Origin of the sequence: Cronobacter muytjensii ATCC 51329 (genome assembly GCF_001277195.1) — a bacterium.
GTDB classification, from domain to species: domain Bacteria; phylum Pseudomonadota; class Gammaproteobacteria; order Enterobacterales; family Enterobacteriaceae; genus Cronobacter; species Cronobacter muytjensii.
This window is the reverse complement of sequence record NZ_CP012268.1, coordinates 1,466,992-1,485,919: the sequence shown is the minus strand read 5'-3', so window position 1 is coordinate 1,485,919 and position 18,928 is coordinate 1,466,992. Positions and strand designations below refer to the sequence as shown.

General features: G+C 60.3%; 18 protein-coding genes. 8 read left to right on the top strand and 10 right to left on the bottom strand.

All coding sequences use genetic code 11. The features are described from left to right. Positions 1 to 4 precede the first annotated feature (4 nt). From AFK63_RS06915 to AFK63_RS06875, 9 genes are all read right to left on the bottom strand, one after another. Positions 5 to 1,105 carry a fatty acid desaturase family protein gene (locus AFK63_RS06915; RefSeq protein WP_038862438.1) on the bottom strand — a complete coding sequence of 367 codons (1,101 nt, stop codon included), beginning with the start codon at positions 1,103 to 1,105 and terminating at the stop codon, positions 5 to 7. Further along, a complete protein-coding gene (locus AFK63_RS06910; RefSeq protein ID WP_038862437.1) occupies positions 1,095 to 2,186 on the bottom strand; it encodes a fatty acid desaturase family protein in 1,092 nt (363 codons plus the stop codon). The genes AFK63_RS06915 and AFK63_RS06910 overlap by 11 nt, the downstream gene beginning before the upstream one ends. Then, entirely contained in the window at positions 2,179 to 3,297 is a 1,119-nt protein-coding gene (locus AFK63_RS06905; RefSeq protein WP_038862435.1) for a sterol desaturase family protein, read from the bottom strand. Before AFK63_RS06905 ends, AFK63_RS06910 begins: the two co-directional genes overlap by 8 nt. After that, complete coding sequence (locus AFK63_RS06900; RefSeq protein ID WP_038862433.1) at positions 3,290 to 3,907, bottom strand: phosphatase PAP2 family protein; 618 nt, start codon at positions 3,905 to 3,907, stop codon at positions 3,290 to 3,292. Before AFK63_RS06900 ends, AFK63_RS06905 begins: the two co-directional genes overlap by 8 nt. Further along, positions 3,904 to 5,190, bottom strand: a complete 1,287-nt coding sequence (locus tag AFK63_RS06895) for a F390 synthetase-related protein (protein WP_038862431.1) — start codon at positions 5,188 to 5,190, stop codon at positions 3,904 to 3,906. Before AFK63_RS06895 ends, AFK63_RS06900 begins: the two co-directional genes overlap by 4 nt. Continuing rightward, positions 5,187 to 5,993, bottom strand: a complete 807-nt coding sequence (locus AFK63_RS06890) for an MBL fold metallo-hydrolase (protein WP_038862429.1) — start codon at positions 5,991 to 5,993, stop codon at positions 5,187 to 5,189. The genes AFK63_RS06895 and AFK63_RS06890 overlap by 4 nt, the downstream gene beginning before the upstream one ends. Further along, positions 5,994 to 6,998, bottom strand: coding sequence for an NAD-dependent epimerase/dehydratase family protein (locus tag AFK63_RS06885; RefSeq protein WP_038862426.1), 1,005 nt, complete (start codon positions 6,996 to 6,998; stop codon positions 5,994 to 5,996). Further along, on the bottom strand, positions 6,995 to 8,002 hold the full coding sequence (locus AFK63_RS06880) for a 3-oxoacyl-[acyl-carrier-protein] synthase III C-terminal domain-containing protein (RefSeq protein ID WP_038862425.1): 1,008 nt from the start codon (positions 8,000 to 8,002) through the stop codon (positions 6,995 to 6,997). The genes AFK63_RS06885 and AFK63_RS06880 overlap by 4 nt, the downstream gene beginning before the upstream one ends. Positions 8,003 to 8,143: 141 nt before the next feature. Next, complete coding sequence (locus AFK63_RS06875; RefSeq protein ID WP_007668632.1) at positions 8,144 to 8,326, bottom strand: YoaH family protein; 183 nt, start codon at positions 8,324 to 8,326, stop codon at positions 8,144 to 8,146. A gap of 92 nt (positions 8,327 to 8,418) precedes the next feature. Here AFK63_RS06875 and pabB point away from each other — a divergent pair, with 92 nt between their 5' ends. From pabB to AFK63_RS06855, 4 genes are all read left to right on the top strand, one after another. Beyond that, complete coding sequence (gene pabB / locus AFK63_RS06870; protein ID WP_038862526.1) at positions 8,419 to 9,783, top strand: aminodeoxychorismate synthase component 1; 1,365 nt, start codon at positions 8,419 to 8,421, stop codon at positions 9,781 to 9,783. Between the two features lie 2 nt (positions 9,784 to 9,785). Next, positions 9,786 to 10,364, top strand: coding sequence for a CoA pyrophosphatase (locus AFK63_RS06865; protein WP_038862423.1), 579 nt, complete (start codon positions 9,786 to 9,788; stop codon positions 10,362 to 10,364). Between the two features lie 171 nt (positions 10,365 to 10,535). Beyond that, positions 10,536 to 11,900 (top strand): L-serine ammonia-lyase, encoded by a 1,365-nt coding sequence (sdaA, locus tag AFK63_RS06860; protein WP_038862422.1) that lies wholly within the window; start codon positions 10,536 to 10,538, stop codon positions 11,898 to 11,900. A gap of 132 nt (positions 11,901 to 12,032) precedes the next feature. Beyond that, the gene (locus AFK63_RS06855; RefSeq protein ID WP_038862421.1) at positions 12,033 to 13,631 is read left to right on the top strand and encodes an EAL domain-containing protein; all 1,599 of its coding nucleotides are present in this window, start codon (positions 12,033 to 12,035) and stop codon (positions 13,629 to 13,631) included. Between the two features lie 3 nt (positions 13,632 to 13,634). Here the strand turns inward: AFK63_RS06855 and yoaE are convergent, their stop codons facing one another. After that, positions 13,635 to 15,194: a CNNM family cation transport protein YoaE gene (yoaE, locus tag AFK63_RS06850; RefSeq protein ID WP_038862420.1), complete on the bottom strand. Its 1,560-nt coding sequence runs from the start codon at positions 15,192 to 15,194 to the stop codon at positions 13,635 to 13,637. Positions 15,195 to 15,656: 462 nt separating this feature from the next. Here yoaE and manX point away from each other — a divergent pair, with 462 nt between their 5' ends. The 4 genes from manX (at position 15,657) to AFK63_RS06830 (ending at position 18,868) form a co-directional block, all read left to right on the top strand. Continuing rightward, a complete protein-coding gene (manX, locus tag AFK63_RS06845; RefSeq protein WP_038862418.1) occupies positions 15,657 to 16,619 on the top strand; it encodes a PTS mannose transporter subunit IIAB in 963 nt (320 codons plus the stop codon). Positions 16,620 to 16,684: 65 nt separating this feature from the next. Continuing rightward, a complete protein-coding gene (locus tag AFK63_RS06840) occupies positions 16,685 to 17,485 on the top strand; it encodes a PTS mannose/fructose/sorbose transporter subunit IIC (RefSeq protein WP_038862417.1) in 801 nt (266 codons plus the stop codon). Between the two features lie 12 nt (positions 17,486 to 17,497). Further along, positions 17,498 to 18,349: a PTS mannose transporter subunit IID gene (locus AFK63_RS06835; RefSeq protein WP_038862415.1), complete on the top strand. Its 852-nt coding sequence runs from the start codon at positions 17,498 to 17,500 to the stop codon at positions 18,347 to 18,349. A 60-nt stretch (positions 18,350 to 18,409) separates the two neighbouring features. Then, complete coding sequence (locus AFK63_RS06830) at positions 18,410 to 18,868, top strand: DUF986 family protein (protein WP_038862414.1); 459 nt, start codon at positions 18,410 to 18,412, stop codon at positions 18,866 to 18,868. The last annotated feature ends 60 nt before the right edge of the window (positions 18,869 to 18,928 follow it).

The window sequence follows — 18,928 nt, the reverse complement described above, 5'->3', positions numbered from 1 at the left end:
CCCGTTACCGGCGGCGGTTTTTCTCCGGTTTCACGCCCATCCGCTTTAAATGCCGCCGCTGCAACCGCAGCAGATCACGCACCGACAAGATCTGATACGTCAGCCCGTGTTCGCGCGCTACGTCGCCGATGATAGCGCTCAACGCCGAAAAATGACGGTGGCTCCAGTCGGGAAACAGATGATGCGTCAGGTGCAAATTCAGCCCGCCGAGCCAGTAGCCCAGCAGCCGCGGCTTTGCGCCCCAGTCAAAGGTCGTGGCGAACGCGTGATGATAGGGACTTTGCGACACCGCGTTTTTTTCCGGCGTCGGGTAAAAGTGGCCTTTCGCCCAGTGAGTGCCGATAAGCAGCGAGACAAACAGCGCTGAGACCAGCATCTGGCTTGCCAGATAAACGCACAACAGGGTGATGAACGGGATCTGACCAGCCATGCACAGCGCCGGCACGCCCAGCGCCAGCAGAAAATGCGCGCCTTTCAGCAGCAGAAACAGCCCCGCGCCACCCGCGCCCTGCCGGGGCAAATGACATGTGAAAGGCGTGTTGCCAAGCCGGTCGCGCCAGTCCATCCACCAGGCGTACCACGGGAATGTCAGCGCCGCCACCAGCGGCCAGTAAAGATGCTGAAAGCGCATGACAGGTTTCCAGCGCTGAAACGGCGTCTGGCAGAGCACGCCATTCTCTTCGATATCCGGGTCGTAGCCCTGAATATTGGTGTACGGGTGATGAAACTGTACGTGCCGCACCTGCCAGCTATCAGCATCAAGGCCCAGCGGCAGGCTGATAACGCGGCCAAGCCAGGCGTTCGCCGCCGCAGTGCGGCAAAACGCGTTATGGCTGGCGTCGTGCAGCACATTCACCACCAGCATCATGGCGAAAAAGATAAACCCGAAATAGCAGAGCGCGTAACCGCTAAGGTCCGACCGGGAGAGGCACAACAGATAGCACAGCGCACAACCCAGCGTGAGAAACGCGAGCTTTAACCACATTCCCCTGTCGGCGAACCGGTGATCGCGCCGCGCCGCCAGGTAGCGCTGGCAGGCGGTGCGAAACGCCTTATGCAGCGCCCGGTCGCGGCCTTCCGCGCGCGGCGGCGAGTTATGCGACATGCGCACGTCCCATCTGGCGCAAAAACGCCCGCTGGGCGGCCCGCAGCTCGCCATAGCTGATACAGCGATACGGCAGCCCGTGCTCCGCCGCCTGCTCGCCGATAATTCGTGCGAGCGCCGGGTAATGACGATGGTGCCAGCCGGGGAACAGATGGTGCGTCAGATGATAATTTAATCCGCCGGTAAACATCTCCTGCCAGCGCCGGGGCGTGCGCCAGTCACAAGCGGTGGTGAAATTATGGTGATACCAGCCGTGCGCCACCACCTGTTGCTCGCCTTCCGGCGCCTCATAAAACGCTGCATCGGCCCAGTGCGTGCCCAGCAGCAAAAACACCACCATCAGCGACGTACACATCTGCACCAGCAGATAGATGCCGAGCACCAGCCAGACGTGATGCCCCATCAGCACCGGCAGACCGAGCATCAGCGCCAGGTGGCCGAGCTTGCTGAAAATAAACGCCCCCCAGCCCGCCGCGCCCGGCAGCAGGCGCTCCGCGCGCAGCGGCGTGCGCCCGAGCCTGTCGGCCCAGTCAAACACGACGCCAACCCAGCTCAGGGATAACGCCGCGACCAGCGGCCAGTAGAGATGCTGCCAACGCATCCACCCGCGCCAGCGTTGAAACGGCGTCTGGCGGAAAATCCCGTTTTCTTCGGTATCCAGATCGTAGCGTTCGATATTGGCGTAGCGGTGGTGAAAGCTGACGTGACGTACGCGCCAGTAGACCGGTTCAATGCCCGTGGAGAGCGTCACCGCCCGGCTGATAACGGCATTCAGCACGCGGCGGCGGGCAAACGTGTGGTGCGAGGCGTCGTGGTTGACGTCGATATTCAGCCACATCATCAGCACAGCAAACGCCGCGTAGCCCGCCATAAAAGCCAGCGGCTGCGAGGCGCGCAGCGCCAGGCTGTAACTGACGATGGCCGCCAGCAGGATCAGCGCCGCTTTGACAATCGCCCGACGGTTGGCGAAGCGATGATCGCCGCGATCTTTGAGGTAACGATACGCCTGCCGTTGTAGCGCCTGATGAAACGCGCTTTCCTGCGCCTCGCTGAAACGCAGTGGAGGCAATGCCTTAGCCATGACGCACCGCCCTCGTTTTCACACCGCCCATCAGCAGCACCAGCAGGCCGTGGAGCGCCAGCGCCGGCAGGCTTATCTGCCAGATAATGGACTGCCAGCCAAAGCCGTACAGACACAGCAGCGGCATCAGGCACGTGACCGTCGCCCAGCCAACGCGGCTCCCGCGACGTCCGTCGCAGAGCAGCCCAAGCGCCACCGACGCGGCCACCAGCAGCACAAACAGCGCCGTCTGTTCCCTGCCGATATCGTCGTAGCCATACCCGTAACGCTGGATATAACCGATAACCGGGATAAACAGCAGCAGCGTGCCGCTAACGATAATCTGCGGCGCGGGGCCGGGCCTGACGGCGGGCGGCGTCAGTCGCAGGCCGAGCAGGCGGGCAAATGGCGCGTTGCTCTCGCGCAGCGGGTTCGCGGAGGCGGTATAGCCTTTTACGCCGTAGTGATGCTCGTCGCGCGCAGGCGGCTGACGTGTAAAGGAGCCAAACAGCTTATCCCACAGGATCAATGTGCCGCCGTAATTGCTGTTGGCAAAACGGCGCTCGCGCAGGTGATGCACCCGATGATGTGACGGTGTCACAAACAGCCGCTCCAGGAAGCCGAGTCGCCCGGTAAACGCGTTATGGTTAAAAAACTGGATGCTGTAATGGATAATGGAGACCGCCAGAAATACCGTCAGCGGCACGCCCGCGACCGCCAGCAGCAGGAAAAACGGTATCGAAGTGAGCGACGAGTACCATGAATTTCGCACGCCAAGCGACAGGTTATAGTGCTCGCCGTGGTGATGAACGCTGTGTACCGCCCACAGCAGCGGCCACTGATGATGCAGACGGTGTAGCCAGTAAAAACCGAAATCCCAGGCGATAAAGGCGAACGCCCACACTGCCGCCGCAGGGAGATCCGCAAACAAATCCAGGCTCGCGGTACGCGACACCTGGCCATAGCAGAGCACTTCGAGGCCGCGAAACAGCCACAGCATCATCTGCCCGGAGTTGACGTTAAACACCACATCGCGCCAGTTGACGGTCTCTTTGCCGCGCCATTTCACCAGCAGCGCCTCGCCGAAAACCAGCGCCAGCATCACCACGATGGGCAGCGTTAATTCATTCATGGCGCAACGCCTTCTGCGTAACCCGACGGGTCGTTATTTTCACGGCCAGCGCGCCCGCCAGCAGGGCAAGCGCCGTTCCCCCGAGAAGATCGATAAAGAGATGCCGACGCAGCTGCAAAATGGAGACCGCAATCGCCGCGCCCCATATCATCGCGCCGAGCGTATAGTGCCACTGCCCACGCTGGCTGATGCCCCAGACCATCAGCAGGGTCAACGCCATGTGCAGCGACGGAAAACAGTTTTGCGGCGAATCCACCGCCAGCAGCAGGCGCAGCATATCGACGCTCACGCCCTCGCCGCTGACCGTCGGATAATCCATCGTGCTCGGCCAGGCGAGATAAATAGCGCCAGCGAACAGCGCGGCCAGCTGAGTGGCGCGCATCAGGCACTTCACCTGCGACAGCGGCGTCAGGAAGTAGCCCAGCGGGATGAGGATAAAAAACGACAGATAGAGCCAGATGGCGGACGGCGAGAAATCCATCAGCATATCGACCCACATCGGCGGCAGCTTATACCCGGCACGCTGTAACACGTCGGTCGCGGCGTAGACCACACCGACGCTTCCCCAGCCCAACAACAGCGCCTTCAGGCGACAGCAAGTCTCGTTCATCTCGTCTCCCTGACGCGCAGAATGCGCCGCCGTTTCGCGCCTGGCGTAGCGGGCGGCAGGCTCGCGTGATGCGTCCAGCGCAGAAGCTCGCACGCCACGCCCTGCTGTTCAAACAGTGCGATCAGGGCTGACTGTGCCGCTGCCCGCTGCGCCTCGTCCGCCTCTGCCATAAGCGTGAGGTGCGCTTCGCCGTGCTGGATAAGCCGGAAATCCGCCGTCAGGGGCAGCACGCGCGCCAGCGCCCGGTTGCAGAGATCGCCGAAGATAACACGCTGGCCGCCCTGCCCGTCCGGCAGCAGCAGTTGATCGTCCTGACGCCCTTCAATGCGGGCCAGCGCCAGCGACGGATCGCCGCAGGGGCACGGCGCGTCGCGCGCCACCAGGATATCGTCCAGCCGGTAGCGCACGATGGGCTGCGTGGTGCGGGTGAAGTCGGTGATCACCGGCACGAAACGGTGGTCGTCGAGCCACGCTTTTTCCACCACGAGAAACGCTTCGTTCAGGTGCAGCACACCGTGCGCGCAGGTGGCGGCGAGAAATCCTTCCGTCGCCTGATAGACCTCGCCGACCGAAGGGAACACCTGCGCCAGCAGCGCACGGTCTTGCGGATCGAGCACTTCGGCGACCGAAATCACTTTTTTGGGCGTCACGTTCAGCTTGCCTGCCTGTACCGCCAGCGCCAGGGCGCGCAGCACCTGCGCAGGCGCGACGATAATCGACGGCGCCTCGGCCTCGAGGCGAGCCAGCAACGTGTCGAAGGGGACAAAGAGATCGTAAAACGTGAGGCTCAGCCAGCGGCTGTTGACGCTCTGATAGAGGTTATTGTCAGCGCGTAAAAAGAGCGCCACCCGCTCGCCAGCGAACAGGCCATCGGGCAGCATTTTCGCGAGCATCGCCCCGGCCCACAGCGCCTGCTCTTCGGGGCCGACGGCAAAAAGACCGCGCCGTCCCGACGTACCGCTCGACAGCCCCACGCTGTAGCGGCCCACCGTTGGGGCAAAATTTCTTTCGTTCTCGCTTTGCAGCGCGCACGCCATTACTGCGTCTGCCTTAAGCCCGGCGGTGTTCATCTCATCGAAATGGGCCATCATCAGCGCTTTATCCATGGTCGGCCATTCGCTGAACGGCAGCATACGGTAGCGCCGAAACCACGGGCTTTTCGCCAGCACGCGCGTGGCAAAACGCTGCAGTTGTCGCGTCTGGTGACGCGCCAGCGCCTCGCGGCTGCGAAACCGCATGCGCCGCACGCGGAAATAGTGCCAGAGCATGGCGAGCTTATTCACAGGTCGCCCTCATGCGCGAGGCGGATCTCCGCGTTGCCGCCGCGCCAGAGCTGATGCAGTAAATCGAGCGTGCGCGAGGCCGCCGCCGGGTCGGCAATGACCAGATTCGCAAGCCGCGAGGGGCCGCGCTGTTCGCGGTAGCTGACCGGCGACCAGGCCGCGTCGGCAGCCAGCAGCACCCAGCCGTCGTCGGTCAGCACGAACGCGCCGATATGCCCGGCTGCATGGCCCGGCAACGGCACCAGCATGATCTCGCCATTGCTTTGCGGCAATAAATAACCAGACTCAAACGGCGCGAGCGCGGCGGGCAACGCCACGCGCTCAAAGCCCTCGATAAAGGCGACCGCGCTCTCAAAATGCTCAGGGATAAGACCCGGCACGAACGCCTGGCGCAGCGCGGCAAACCCGCGCAGCGTGCGGGTCTGCGCCCAGCCCTCGCCGGAGCAGATAAACCGGCAATCCGCGAAATCGCGCAGGCCGGCGATATGATCGGCGTGAAAGTGCGAGAGGATCAGCGCGTCGATATCGCCCGGGCGATACCCGACAGCGGCGAGCTGGCGCACCAGCGACTGCTCCGGCGAGAAATAGACCGGCGTGACGCGCCGATAAATCTGATAGATCCCGCGGCGGGTGTGGTCGTCAAACCACGAGGCATAGCCGGTATCCCAGAGCCAGCGTTTGCCGCCCGCTTCGATAAGGCTCGCGCGGGCCGGGAATTTGCAGACCCGCAACCCCGCGCCTTTTAGCGCGATACAGCCTAAATGGGTACAGTAGCCCGTTTCATACGTGGTGATAGTGGCCATTCAGCCTCTCCTTGCGCGCAGCCATGCGCCGGTGAGGCGCACGCCGTCCTCGAGCGATACCGGCGGACGATAGCCGAGACGGGTTATCGCCTTGTCCTGATTGAGCGTCATATCAAAACTGACGGTGCCTGCGCTGTAGCGCGTCAGCCGCGGTTCAACGCCGGTGACGCGTCCGCGCAGCTCCATCCCCTGCGCCACGAGAGAAAGCAGCGGCCAGGGCACCGACGCTACCCGGTACTGAAGCCGGAGCTGTTCTCGCAGCAGACTGTCGAGCATCGTCACCAGCCGCTGCGGCTGCTGGTTAGTGATATTAAACGCCTCGCCGGAAGTCAGCCCCGGCTGGTGTGTCGCAAGTCCCATCGCGTGCACCACGTTGCCGACCCAGGTGAGATCCAGCAGCGCCTCGCCCCCGCGCGGCAGGCGCAGCACGCCGCGATCCGCCTCCAGCTGACGCAGCAGGCGCGGAATAATCACCCGGTCATGCGGGCCGAACAGCCCGCGCGGACGTAAAATCACAAAGGTGACGTGCGGGAAACGCAGCGCGGCTGCCGTAATCGCCTGTTCGGCGGCATATTTACTGCGCGCGTAGTGGCAGGCGAAACGGGCCGCCCGGTAGTGTTCATCCACATTGTGATGATGACGGAAATCGAAATAGATAGCGGGCGTCGAGATATGAATAAAGCGCGTGACGCCTGCGCGCGCGGCGGCCAGGGCCAGTCGCCCGGTGGCGGCGACGTTGACGGCGTGAAACGCCAGCGCGCTGCCCCACGGCGAGGATTTCGCCGCGCAGTGCCATACTACGTCGCAGCCGCGCACCAGCGCGTCAAACCGCGCGTCGTCCGCCTGCGCGAGCTCCAGCGGCACAAACTCCGCGCCCCGAGCGGCCAGTTCGGCGCCCGCGTTAGCGTCACGTCCGGTCGCACGTACCGCGCACCCCTGCGCCAGCAGCACCTCGACCGCGTTGCGCCCCAATCCGCTGGTCGCGCCCGTCACCAGATATTTCATGGCAGCAGCACCATACCGGCCAGCGTTAAGCCTGCGGCAGTGCCAACCAGCATGACCGGCTCGCCCGGATTCACACGTCCGGTGATAAACGCCTCGTGCAGCGCGGTAGGCACCGACGCGGCGACCTGGTTGCCGTGCAGCCGGTAAATATCCACCAGCGCCTCCGGCCTCACCTTCAGGCGCTTGCGCATATGCTCCAGCGAAAGATGACTCGCCTGATGCGGCACCACGGTGGCGATATCATTCAGCGTCAGGCCGGCGGCATCGAGCAGCCGCTGCCAGAATCCGTCTATCAGCGCCGAGGCCTGGCGGAACAGCGCTTTGCCCTGCATATGGAACAGAAAATCGCTCTCGTCCATCCCGGCGCGGGGGTTTTTGCGCGTCCCGCCGGCGCGGATCTCGCACAGTTCACTGTCCTGCGGGTAGGTTTCGGATATCATCGCGAGAATTCCGGCACGCCCGTTCCCTGCCTCGACGATGGCGCAGGCGGCCCCGTCACCGAATATTAATGACGACTCCTCATGCTGCCAGTCGATGCCACGCGAGGCGATATCCGCGGCCACAATGGCGATGCGGCGATAGCTACCGCTCGTCAGCAGCGCTGAAGCCACCTGCATTGCGGTGATAAAACTCACGCAACTGCTGTTGACGTCGAACCCCGCCGTGCCCGCCGGTAATCCCGCCGCTTTCATGACGTGCACCGCCGAACAGGGCAGCGCCTGAACAGCGATGGCCGAGGCGGAGATGAGCAGATCGATGGAAGCCGGTTCGATCGCGTGACGGCGGCAGGCATCGTGGAACGCGGCGGCGGCGAGCGCCGCCTGGCTGGCATCGTGGGTGGCGTGGTGGCGTCGCAGAATGCCCGAGCGGCGTTCGACATAGCCGGCGGGCTTGCCGAGGCGGCGGTCGAGTTCGTCCGATGTGATTATCTGTTCAGGAAGCGCCTTGCCGGTCGCTATGATGTTCAGCCGTGAGGCTATCGGGGCGTGGGATGTGAATACCATGAGGCGCTGTCCCTGAGCTAAACGTCCCCGACAGGCGGGGACGTTATCTGAAATGGTGTCTGGCGTTATTGTCAGTGGCGCGAACCATACCACGTCAGAAGGGACAAAAAAATATCGCTACCTTTTCCAGGTAGCGTGCGCTTACTCGTCTTCGTCGTCTTCAAAACGCGCGACGATGCGATCGCCCTGATGGGTAGCGCGAATTTCCTGCGCCACCTGTGCGATGGCCTCGCCGCTGCTCATGCCCTGTGACATCAGCTCCTGAATACGCTCGACGGCTTGCTGCTGCTGTTCATGGGTGAGAGAAGGTAAACCTGCAAACATCGCTGACTCCTGTTACATTGCTGAGTTCAATTATTTCATGCCGCGCGAGCCAGCGCCAGACGCCGCCCGCGCACCTGTTATCTGTCGTCCTGATGAATACGAACCTGACTCCTGAACTGATCTCCCTGCCCTGGCGCGCCGACGCGCTGCAAGATATTTTCTCCGCGCTGCATCATCTCCCCTGGGCGATGCTGCTGCACTCGGGGTTTGCCGATCATCCGCATAATCGCTTTGACATTCTGGTGGCCGAGCCGCGCGTCACGCTGACCACGCGCGGGGCGCTCACTATGACGCAAGACGCCAACGGTTGCCAGTACAGCGAGGACGATCCGCTGCGCCTGTTGCAGGCGGCGCTGGCGCGATTTGCGTTCGCCCCTGAGCCGGACGCGGACTTCCCGTTTCAGGGCGGCGCGCTGGGGCTTTTCGGCTACGATCTGGGGCGGCGCTTTGAGCGACTGCCTGCGCAGGCGGCGGCCGAACTGAACGCGCCGGATATGGCGGTCGGCATTTATGACTGGGCGCTGATTGCCGATCACAAACGTAAGCAGCTCACCCTGCTGTGCTATGGCGACGCCCGGGCGCGTCTCGCCTGGCTTGAGGCGCAGCAGCCGGTGAAAACCCCGCCATTTCGCTTAACCACGCCCTGGCGCTCGAACATGACGCGCGAGCAATATGGCGAGAAGTTTCGCCAGGTGCAGGCTTTTCTTCGCAGCGGCGATTGCTACCAGGTGAACCTGGCGCAGCGTTTTTGCGCCGGGTATGAAGGCGATGAATGGCAGGCATTTTTAACGCTCAACGCCGCCAACCGCGCTCCGTTCAGCGCCTTTTTACGTCTGCCGGAACAGGCAATTTTAAGCCTGTCGCCGGAGCGGTTTATCCGCCTGCACGACGGTCATATTGAGACGCGGCCCATCAAAGGCACGCTGCCGCGTCTGAAGGATCCGCAGGAAGACGCGCGCCAGGCCGCCCGACTGGCGCAGTCGCCGAAAGATCGCGCTGAAAACCTGATGATTGTCGATCTCCTGCGTAACGATATTGGCCGCGTGGCGACGCCCGGCAGCGTGAAAGTGCCGGAGCTGTTCGTGGTCGAGCCGTTCCCGGCGGTGCATCATCTGGTCAGCACGATTACCGCGACGCTGCCGCCGCAGCTTCATGCAACTGATTTGCTGCGCGCCAGTTTTCCCGGCGGCTCGATAACCGGCGCGCCGAAGGTGCGGGCGATGGAAATTATCGAAGAGCTGGAGCCGCAGCGGCGTAACGCCTGGTGCGGCAGCATCGGCTATCTCAGCTTTTGCGGCGCAATGGACACCAGCATTACTATCCGCACGCTGACCGCTGAAGGCGGCGCGCTGTATTGCTCAGCGGGCGGCGGCATCGTGGCGGACAGCGAGGAAGCGGCGGAATATCAGGAAACTTTTGATAAAGTTAACCGTATCCTGCACGCATTAGAGAGGTAGATATGGAGAACAGTCCGCTCACGCTCGACCGGTTTTTATCGCGTTTTCAGCTACTGCGCCCGCAGATGACCCGACACAGCCTGAATCAGCGCCAGGCGGCAGTGCTGGTGCCCGTGGTGCGCCGCCCGGAACCGGGCCTGCTGCTAACGCAGCGCGCCGCGACGCTGCGTAAACACGCCGGTCAGGTGGCGTTCCCCGGCGGCGCGGTGGATGACACCGACGCGTCGCTGATTGCCGCGGCGCTGCGCGAGGCGCAAGAAGAAGTGGCGATCCCGCCCGAATCGGTTGAGGTGATAGGCGTTCTGCCGCCGGTAGACAGCGTGACCGGTTTTCAGGTGACGCCGGTAGTCGGCATTATCCCGCCGGATCTGCCGTATCACGCCAGCGAAGAGGAAGTGGCGGCGGTGTTCGAAATGCCGCTCGCCGAGGCGCTGCGGCTCGGGCGCTACCACCCGCTGGACATTCACCGGCGCGGCAACAGCCATCGCGTCTGGCTCTCCTGGTATGAGCACTACTTTGTCTGGGGAATGACCGCAGGCATTATTCGTGAGCTGGCGCTACAAATCGGCCATAAGCCCTGACTATTATTAAGGGTGAAAAGTGCGATCTGCAGCACTTTATTAGGCGGCCTTGCCGTATCCATTAGTATAATTCATGTGAATAGTTAACTGCGCAGCACAATAACCTCTTACACTATGCGCTGTTTTCACACCGTCATCTGCAAGGCAGATGACTCTGTCAGGAGTTACCACGTGATTAGTATATTCGACATGTTTAAGGTGGGCATTGGTCCCTCCTCTTCCCATACCGTAGGGCCGATGAAGGCCGGGAAGCAGTTCGTCGATGACCTGGTCGAAAAAGGATTATTGCAGGACGTCACGCGCCTCGCGGTGGACGTTTATGGCTCGCTCTCATTGACCGGCAAAGGCCACCATACGGATATCGCCATTATTATGGGCCTGGCAGGCAATGAACCCGCCACAGTGGATATCGATGCCATACCGGCGTTTATCCGGGACGTGGAAACTCGCGGTCGTCTGCTGCTCGCTCAGGGTAGCCACGAAGTGGATTTCCCGAAAGACAACGGCATGCGTTTTCAAAGCGACAACCTGCCGCTGCATGAGAACGGCATGACCATCCACGCCTACAGCGGCGACAAAGAAGTCTACAGCAAAACCTATTATTCCATCGGCGGCGGTTTTATCGTCGACGAAGAGAATTTCGGCAAAGCCGCCAGCAATGAAGTGAGTGTGCCGTATCCGTTCCACTCTGCAAAAGATCTGCTGGCGCACTGCAAAGAGACCGGCCTGTCGCTCTCCGGGCTGGTCATGAAAAATGAGCTGGCGCTGCACAGCAAAAAAGAAATCGAAGACTATTTCGCTGACGTCTGGCAGACCATGCGCGCCTGTATCGATCGCGGCATGAATACGGAAGGCGTGCTTCCGGGCCCGCTGCGTGTGCCGCGTCGTGCCTCCGCGCTGCGCCGCTTGCTGGTGGCGAGCGATAAGCTCTCCAGCGATCCGATGAACGTGGTGGACTGGGTGAATATGTTCGCGCTTGCCGTGAACGAAGAGAACGCCGCCGGCGGTCGCGTGGTGACCGCGCCGACCAACGGCGCCTGCGGCATTGTGCCCGCGGTGCTGGCCTACTACGATCACTTCATCGAATCGGTGAGCCCCGATATTTACATCCGCTACTTCCTGGCGGCAGGCGCTATCGGCACGCTGTATAAGATGAACGCCTCTATCTCCGGCGCCGAAGTGGGCTGCCAGGGTGAAGTGGGCGTCGCCTGTTCGATGGCGGCGGCAGGGCTTGCCGAACTGCTGGGCGCGAGCCCGGAACAGGTGTGCGTGGCGGCGGAAATCGGCATGGAGCATAACCTGGGGCTGACCTGTGACCCGGTCGCAGGCCAGGTGCAGGTGCCGTGCATCGAGCGTAACGCGATTGCCTCCGTGAAGGCGATCAACGCCTCGCGTATGGCGATGCGCCGCACCAGCGAGCCGCGCGTCTCGCTCGATAAAGTTATCGAAACCATGTACGAAACCGGCAAGGATATGAACGCCAAATACCGTGAGACCTCACGCGGCGGGCTGGCCATCAAAGTACAGTGTGACTAACGCCTCACAGCGCCGCGCTCGCGGCGCTTTTTTTATCCCCGCCCGTCTTTTATTCCTCCCGTCGCGTCAACCCCCACTACACTCTTAACATTCAGCCTTTTATTACTCAGCTGAGCCTGAGAGATTAAGCCTATGCAAAAAGCGCAGCGTATTATTCGGGCTTACCGCCGTCGGCGGTTGATCCTCTGTGTCGTCCTCGCCCTGCTGGCGTTAATTCTGACGCTGGGAATACGCTATTTCTCCGACCGCAAACAGTATCAGCACGACACTACGCGCTACGCCGACCATGCGGTGAAAACCCTGGATGAGCTGCTGGTACCGCTAGACGCCGCGCGCACCGCGCTGTTGCCGCTGGTGGGTATGCCGTGCCAGCAGGTGCATCGCCAGCTGCGCGAAATGGTCGCGAGCCTGCAGACGGTGCGGACCATTGCGCTGGTCGATGATGGCACGCTGTATTGTTCCAGCATTTTCGGCGCGCGTAACGTGCCGATACATGAGTTGCAGCCCCATCTGCCCGCCGCCACGCCGCTGATGCGGCTGTCGCGCGACAGCTCGTTAATTAAAGGCAGCCCGGTGCTGATTGTCTGGACGCCCGCTATTGATAACGGCAAATCGGGCGTGTTGCAGTCGGTAAATATTGAGTTTATCGCAAGCCTGCTGCTCAACCCTGACCCGCCGGTGATTGAGCATGTGCTCTTTGACGTGGCGGGCACGCAGCTGGAATATGGGCGCGGCCTCGTGGAGACATTGCCTACCGGCGATGACCTGACGCGCTATGAGAAATCCTCCAGCCGTTACCCGTTCTCGGTAACGCTGTTTGGCCCGTCGCCTGGCGCGCTGGCGCTAAAAAATCTGCCGAACCAGCTGCCGCTGGCGGTGCTGTTAAGCTTGCTGATTGGCTATATCGCCTGGCTTGCGACCGCCCGGCGCATGAGTTTTTCCTGGGAAATTAATCTTGGTATCGCCAACAATGAGTTTGAGGTGTACTGCCAGCCGCTGGTGAGCGGAAAAACCGGCGAATGTATGGGCGCGGAGCTGCTGCTGCGCTGGAATAATCCGCGCCTGGGGCCGATTGCGCCGGATGTGTTTATCCCCCTTGCCGAGCAGCTTAAGCTGATTAACGCGCTGACACGCTACGTGCTGATTAAAACCGCCGAACAGCGCCACTATTTCCCGGCCTCCGCTGATTTTCATATTGGGGTGAATATCGCCGCCAGCCATTTTCATCAGGGCGTGATTATTGAAGATCTGAAACGTTACTGGTATCCGTCTGACCCGATACAGCCGCTGTTTCTGGAGCTGACCGAGCGCGATGCGCTGCCGGAGGTGGATTATCGCGTGGCGCACGATCTGCGCCAGCTCGGCGTGAAGCTCGCGATTGACGATTTCGGCACTGGCCAGAGTTCGCTTTCCTATCTGGAAACGCTGAGTCCCGACGTACTGAAAATGGACAAACGCTTTACGGCGGCCATCGGCACCGACGCGGTGAACTCCACCGTGACGGACATTATTATCGCGATGGCGAGAAGGCTGAAGATTGAACTGGTGGCGGAAGGCGTGGAGACCGAAGAGCAGGCCGCCTATTTGTGCCGCCTCGGCGTGCCGGTGTTGCAGGGGTATTTATTCGCCCATCCAATGCCGATACGGGAACTGCCGCAGTGGCTGGAACAACGGCGCGCCCATCCAGGCACGCCGTTCTGGCGCCGGCGTCTTCCGGCGCCGTTGGTCTGACGGTTACTCTTCTTCGTCGTGCAGCGGCGCGTCTTTCACCACGCGCACCAGATCGATGCGGTAGTCGTTTGCCTCCACGATGGTAATGCGCAGCGGCGGCACAGCCAGTTCGTCGCCCACGCGCGGGATTTGCCCGTTAATGGCGATAACGAGGCCTGCGACCGTCGCGATATCCTCTTCATCATTGACTAACGAGGACAGATCCAGCGTCTGTTGCAGCGCGTGAAGGTCGGTGGAGCCTTTTACGAGCCAGCCGTCGCCGTCGTGAATGATTTCCGGCGTTTCGTCGGCGTCCGGGAATTCGCCCGCGATAGCCTCCAGCACATCCAGCGGCGTTACCAGCCCCTGTACCACGCCAAACTCATTGTTGACGATAACGAAGCTGCCTCGCGCGCGGCGCAGCACGCCCAGCAGGTTGATCGGGTCCAGCGTTTCCGGCACCACGATAACCGGCGTCGCCGAGGCGATGGCCGCCACGTCGACGCCCTCTTCCAGCGCCACCAGCAGCTCTTTAGCACGCACCACGCCGATAATTTCATCCAGCTCGCCGCGACATACCGGGAACAGGCTGTGCGGCGAAGATAACAACTGCTCGCGGATTTCATCAACGCTGCGGTTAGCGTCCACCCAACTGATTTCGCCGCGCGGCGTCATGATGCTGCGCAACGAACGGGAGGCCAGCGTCAGCACGCCGTTAATCATATAGCGCTCTTCCTCCGCAAACGCTTCGTCATGCACCGGCACCACGGCATGGTGTTCCGTCTCACTTACCGGCGCCGGGCGACGACGGTTGCCCATCAGGCGCAGGATAGCTTCCGCCGTACGCGCGCGCAGCGGCAGATTAGACTGGTGCTTGAGGAAGTTGCGGCGCGCCACCTGGTTAAAGAACTCGATGATGATGGAGAAACCGATCGCCGCGTAGAGGTAGCCCTTCGGAATATGGAAACCGAAGCCTTCCGCCACCAGGCTCAGACCTATCATCAGCAGGAAGCTCAGACAGAGCACCACGACCGTCGGGTGCGCGTTGACGAAGTTAGTCAGCGGCTTCGAGGCAAGCAGCATCACGCCCATTGCGATGACCACCGCGGCCATCATCACCGGCAGATGGTTCACCATGCCAACGGCGGTGATCACAGCGTCCAGCGAGAAGACGGCGTCGAGCACCACAATCTGCAATACCACGACCCAGAAGCTGGCGTAGCCTTTGCCGTGGCTGTCGTTGTGCTGGCGGTTTTCCAGACGTTCATGCAGCTCCGTTGTGGCTTTAAACAACAGGAACAGGCCACCCAAAAGCATAATCAGATCACGGCCAGAGAAGCTCAGGTCCCAGACGCTGAATAGCGGACGGGTGAGTGTCACCATCCACGAGATAAGCGACAGCAAACCTAAGCGCATCACCAGCGCCAGGGATAAACCAATCAAACGCGCTTTATCGCGCTGCTTCGGCGGCAGTTTATCCGCGAGAATAGCGATAAACACCAGGTTGTCGATGCCAAGAACAATCTCAAGCACGACCAGCGTTAACAAGCCCGCCCAGATTGAGGGGTCCATTAAGAATTCCATAACAGGCTCCTGCGCAAGGAATGACTAAACGGCACCCCGACAGTGTCGGGCGCTTTGATGTGTTTTATCAGTGAATTAAGGCGAAAGCCTTGTGACATGACGGCTGATGAAAGCCTGGAAAAGAAAAGACGTCGGTGACGGTCCATACGGTGGGCTGCTGCCCGCTACTCCTGTGAATTAATCGGAAATCTACCTTAACAAAGGGTAATAGCGTTTGGCAAAGATTTACCAGAATTTGCAATCGCCGTGACACAAAAGGCGCGCATATTTTCCACAGACGCCGAATGCCTTGTTTTGATAGCGAAATTACAGAGCTTCATCACAAACATTATTTTTTCGCGTTCTAAAATAATTCGTGCTTAGGTTCTGAATGCTTACAAATCCTTATCTGAATCGATTCGATAAGCGAATCACTGTTAGCGGTGCCTGTTAGGGCATTGACGATAACCACGGAGGTAGCAAGTGACCATTGCTATTGTCATAGGCACGCATGGCTGGGCGGCTGAACAACTGCTGAAAACAGCGGAAATGCTGTTGGGCGAGCAGGAAAACGTTGGCTGGATCGATTTCGTGCCCGGCGAAAATGCGGAAACCTTGATCGAAAAATATCACGCACAGCTCGAAAAACTGGATACCAGCAAAGGCGTCGTCTTTCTGGTTGACACCTGGGGTGGCAGCCCGTTTAACGCGGCGAGTCGGATTGTGGTGGATAAACCCAATCATGAGGTTGTCGCCGGGGTGAATATCCCGATGCTTGTTGAAACGTTAATGGCGCGCGACGACGACCCGTCTTTCGATGAACTGGTGGCGCTCGCCGTCGAAACCGGCCGCGAAGGCGTCAAAGCGCTGAAAGCGAAACCCGCAGAAAAAGCCGCACCCGCGGCACCCGCCCCAAAAGCGGCAACGCCTGCAAAACCGATGGGCCCGAACGACTATATGGTCATCGGCCTCGCCCGTATCGATGACCGCCTGATCCACGGTCAGGTCGCCACCCGCTGGACCAAAGAGACCAACGTGACGCGCATTATTGTGGTGAGCGATGAAGTCGCCGCTGACAACGTGCGTAAAACGCTGCTTACTCAGGTCGCCCCCCCAGGCGTCACCGCGCACGTGGTGGATGTGGCCAAAATGATCCGCGTCTATAACAACCCGAAATATGCAGGCGAGCGCGTGATGCTGCTGTTCACCAACCCAACGGACGTCGAGCGTCTCGTGGAAGGCGGCGTCAGGATCACCTCCGTGAATATCGGCGGGATGGCCTATCGCCAGGGCAAAACGCAGGTCAATAACGCGGTCTCCGTCGATGAAAAAGATATCGAGGCCTTTAAGAAACTCAACGCACGCGGCATCGAGCTGGAAGTGCGTAAAGTCTCTAACGATCCCCGACTCAAAATGATGGATTTAATCAGCAAAGTGGCGCATTAACGGCTTTGCAGGGTTAACGCTTACTCAGTTTCTACACGTCAGTTTGATATCACAGGAGAAGTACAATGGAGATTACCACTCTTCAGATTGTGCTGGTGTTCATCGTCGCCTGTATCGCCGGTATGGAATCGGTGCTTGATGAATTTCAGTTTCACCGGCCGCTGGTGGCCTGTACGCTGGTCGGGGCCGTGCTGGGCGACATGAAAACCGGCATTATCATCGGCGGTACGCTGGAGATGATAGCGCTCGGCTGGATGAATATCGGCGCCGCCGTGGCGCCTGACGCCGCGCTTGCGTCGATCATTTCCACCATTCTGGTTATCGCGGGCCATCAGAGCATTGGCGCCGGTATCGCGCTGGCCATTCCGCTGGCTGCGGCAGGCCAGGTACTGACTATCATTGTGCGTACGATTACCGTCGGCTTCCAGCATGCGGCGGATAAAGCAGCCGAAAACGGCAACCTCACCGCGCTGTCCTGGATCCACGTCTCGTCCCTGTTCTTGCAGGCGATGCGTATTGCTATCCCGGCGGTGATTGTGGCGATTTCTGTCGGTACCAGCGAAGTGCAGCAGATGCTGAGCGCCATCCCGGAAGTAGTGACCGGCGGTCTGAACATCGCAGGCGGCATGATCGTGGTGGTAGGTTACGCGATGGTCATTAACATGATGCGCGCGGGCTATCTGATGCCGTTCTTCTATCTCGGCTTCGTCACTGCCGCCTTCACCGATTTCAACCTCGTGGCGCTGGGCGTCATCGGCGCCGTTATGGCGGTGCTCTATATCCAGCTGAGCCCGAAATATAACCGCTCCGCAGCGGCACCCGCGCAGACCGCAGGCGCAAACGATCTTGATAACGAACTGGATTAACAGGTGAGCGACATGGTTGATATGACTAAAACAACTGGTGAGAAAAAACTGACCCCGGGCGACGTGCGCGGCGTGTTTATCCGCTCTAACCTCTTCCAGGGATCGTGGAACTTTGAACGTATGCAGGCGCTCGGCTTCTGCTTCTCAATGATCCCGGCGATTCGTCGCCTGTATCCTGAGAATAACGAGGCGCGTCGTCAGGCCATTAAGCGCCATCTGGAGTTTTTCAACACGCATCCGTATGTCGCGGCACCGGTGCTCGGCGTGACGCTGGCGATGGAAGAACAGCGGGCGAACGGCGCGGCCATTGACGATGGCGCGATTAACGGGATCAAAGTAGGCCTTATGGGGCCGCTCGCGGGCGTCGGCGATCCGATATTCTGGGGAACGGTGCGTCCGGTGTTCGCGGCGCTCGGCGCAGGCATCGCGATGAGCGGCAGCCTGCTCGGCCCGCTGCTTTTCTTTGTGCTGTTTAACCTGGTGCGCCTCGCCACCCGCTACTACGGCGTGGCATATGGCTACCGTAAAGGCGTCGATATTGTCAAAGATATGGGCGGCGGCTTCCTGCAAAAACTGACCGAGGGGGCGTCTATTCTCGGCCTGTTTGTCATGGGGGCGCTGGTTAACAAGTGGACGCACGTAAATATCCCGCTAGTGGTGTCGCGCATTACTGACCAGAACGGCGCGCAAAAAGTCACCACTGTGCAAACCATTCTGGACCAGTTGATGCCGGGCCTGGTGCCGCTGCTGCTGACGTTCGCCTGTATGTGGCTGCTGCGCAAAAAAGTGAATCCGCTGTGGATTATCGTCGGGTTCTTTGTGATTGGTATCGCGGGTTACGCGGTCGGCCTGCTCGGCCAGTAGTGATATCGAGTGCTCGCCGGGGGCCGATGGCTCCCGGCTTTTTTATTTAAGGGAGATGGCATGACGCTGACTGACGGGATTCTGGTCGCTTTTATTATCGCGCTGCTGGGCTGGGCCATTTACGACCAGTGGGGGCTTGAACGGCGTCACGGGAAAACGCTGCTGCGGGTAGCGCTGCTACGACGCGGGCGCGCCGACAGCCTGATCTTTACCGGCCTCGTCGCCATTCTTATCTGGCAGAACGTCACGACCCACGGCGCCCCGCTCACCACCTGGCTGTTGTGCGCGCTGGGGCTGGTGGCAATTTATCTTTTCTGGATCCGCGAGCCGCAAATACGCTTTAAGCGCGAAGGCTTTTTCTTTGGCGGTGGCTGGGTGAAATATAACCACATTAAGACAATGAATTTATCTGAAGATGGCGTACTGGTCATTCAATTAGCCCAGCGCCGTTTGCTTATTCGGGTGAAAAATATCGACGATCTTGAAAAAATTTATCATTTTATGATTAATAATCAATGAGTTAAAAATATAGCACAGGCTATTTTCATGCGTAAAAAATAACCATACCTATAGCCAGTG

Bases quoted from the DNA above. Each gene is read 5' to 3' on its own strand.
- AFK63_RS06855 (WP_038862421.1), top strand. From the start codon at position 12,033: ATGCAAAAAGCGCAGCGTATTATTCGGGCTTACCGCCGTCGGCGGTTG.
- AFK63_RS06900 (WP_038862433.1), bottom strand. From the start codon at position 3,907: ATGAACGAGACTTGCTGTCGCCTGAAGGCGCTGTTGTTGGGCTGGGGA.
- AFK63_RS06910 (WP_038862437.1), bottom strand. From the start codon at position 2,186: ATGGCTAAGGCATTGCCTCCACTGCGTTTCAGCGAGGCGCAGGAAAGC.
- AFK63_RS06905 (WP_038862435.1), bottom strand. From the start codon at position 3,297: ATGAATGAATTAACGCTGCCCATCGTGGTGATGCTGGCGCTGGTTTTC.
- AFK63_RS06835 (WP_038862415.1), top strand. From the start codon at position 17,498: ATGGTTGATATGACTAAAACAACTGGTGAGAAAAAACTGACCCCGGGC.
- AFK63_RS06865 (WP_038862423.1), top strand. From the start codon at position 9,786: ATGGAGAACAGTCCGCTCACGCTCGACCGGTTTTTATCGCGTTTTCAG.
- AFK63_RS06885 (WP_038862426.1), bottom strand. From the start codon at position 6,998: ATGAAATATCTGGTGACGGGCGCGACCAGCGGATTGGGGCGCAACGCG.
- AFK63_RS06880 (WP_038862425.1), bottom strand. From the start codon at position 8,002: ATGGTATTCACATCCCACGCCCCGATAGCCTCACGGCTGAACATCATA.
- AFK63_RS06890 (WP_038862429.1), bottom strand. From the start codon at position 5,993: ATGGCCACTATCACCACGTATGAAACGGGCTACTGTACCCATTTAGGC.
- yoaE (WP_038862420.1), bottom strand. From the start codon at position 15,194: ATGGAATTCTTAATGGACCCCTCAATCTGGGCGGGCTTGTTAACGCTG.
- pabB (WP_038862526.1), top strand. From the start codon at position 8,419: ATGAATACGAACCTGACTCCTGAACTGATCTCCCTGCCCTGGCGCGCC.
- AFK63_RS06875 (WP_007668632.1), bottom strand. From the start codon at position 8,326: ATGTTTGCAGGTTTACCTTCTCTCACCCATGAACAGCAGCAGCAAGCC.
- AFK63_RS06915 (WP_038862438.1), bottom strand. From the start codon at position 1,105: ATGTCGCATAACTCGCCGCCGCGCGCGGAAGGCCGCGACCGGGCGCTG.
- AFK63_RS06840 (WP_038862417.1), top strand. From the start codon at position 16,685: ATGGAGATTACCACTCTTCAGATTGTGCTGGTGTTCATCGTCGCCTGT.
- AFK63_RS06830 (WP_038862414.1), top strand. From the start codon at position 18,410: ATGACGCTGACTGACGGGATTCTGGTCGCTTTTATTATCGCGCTGCTG.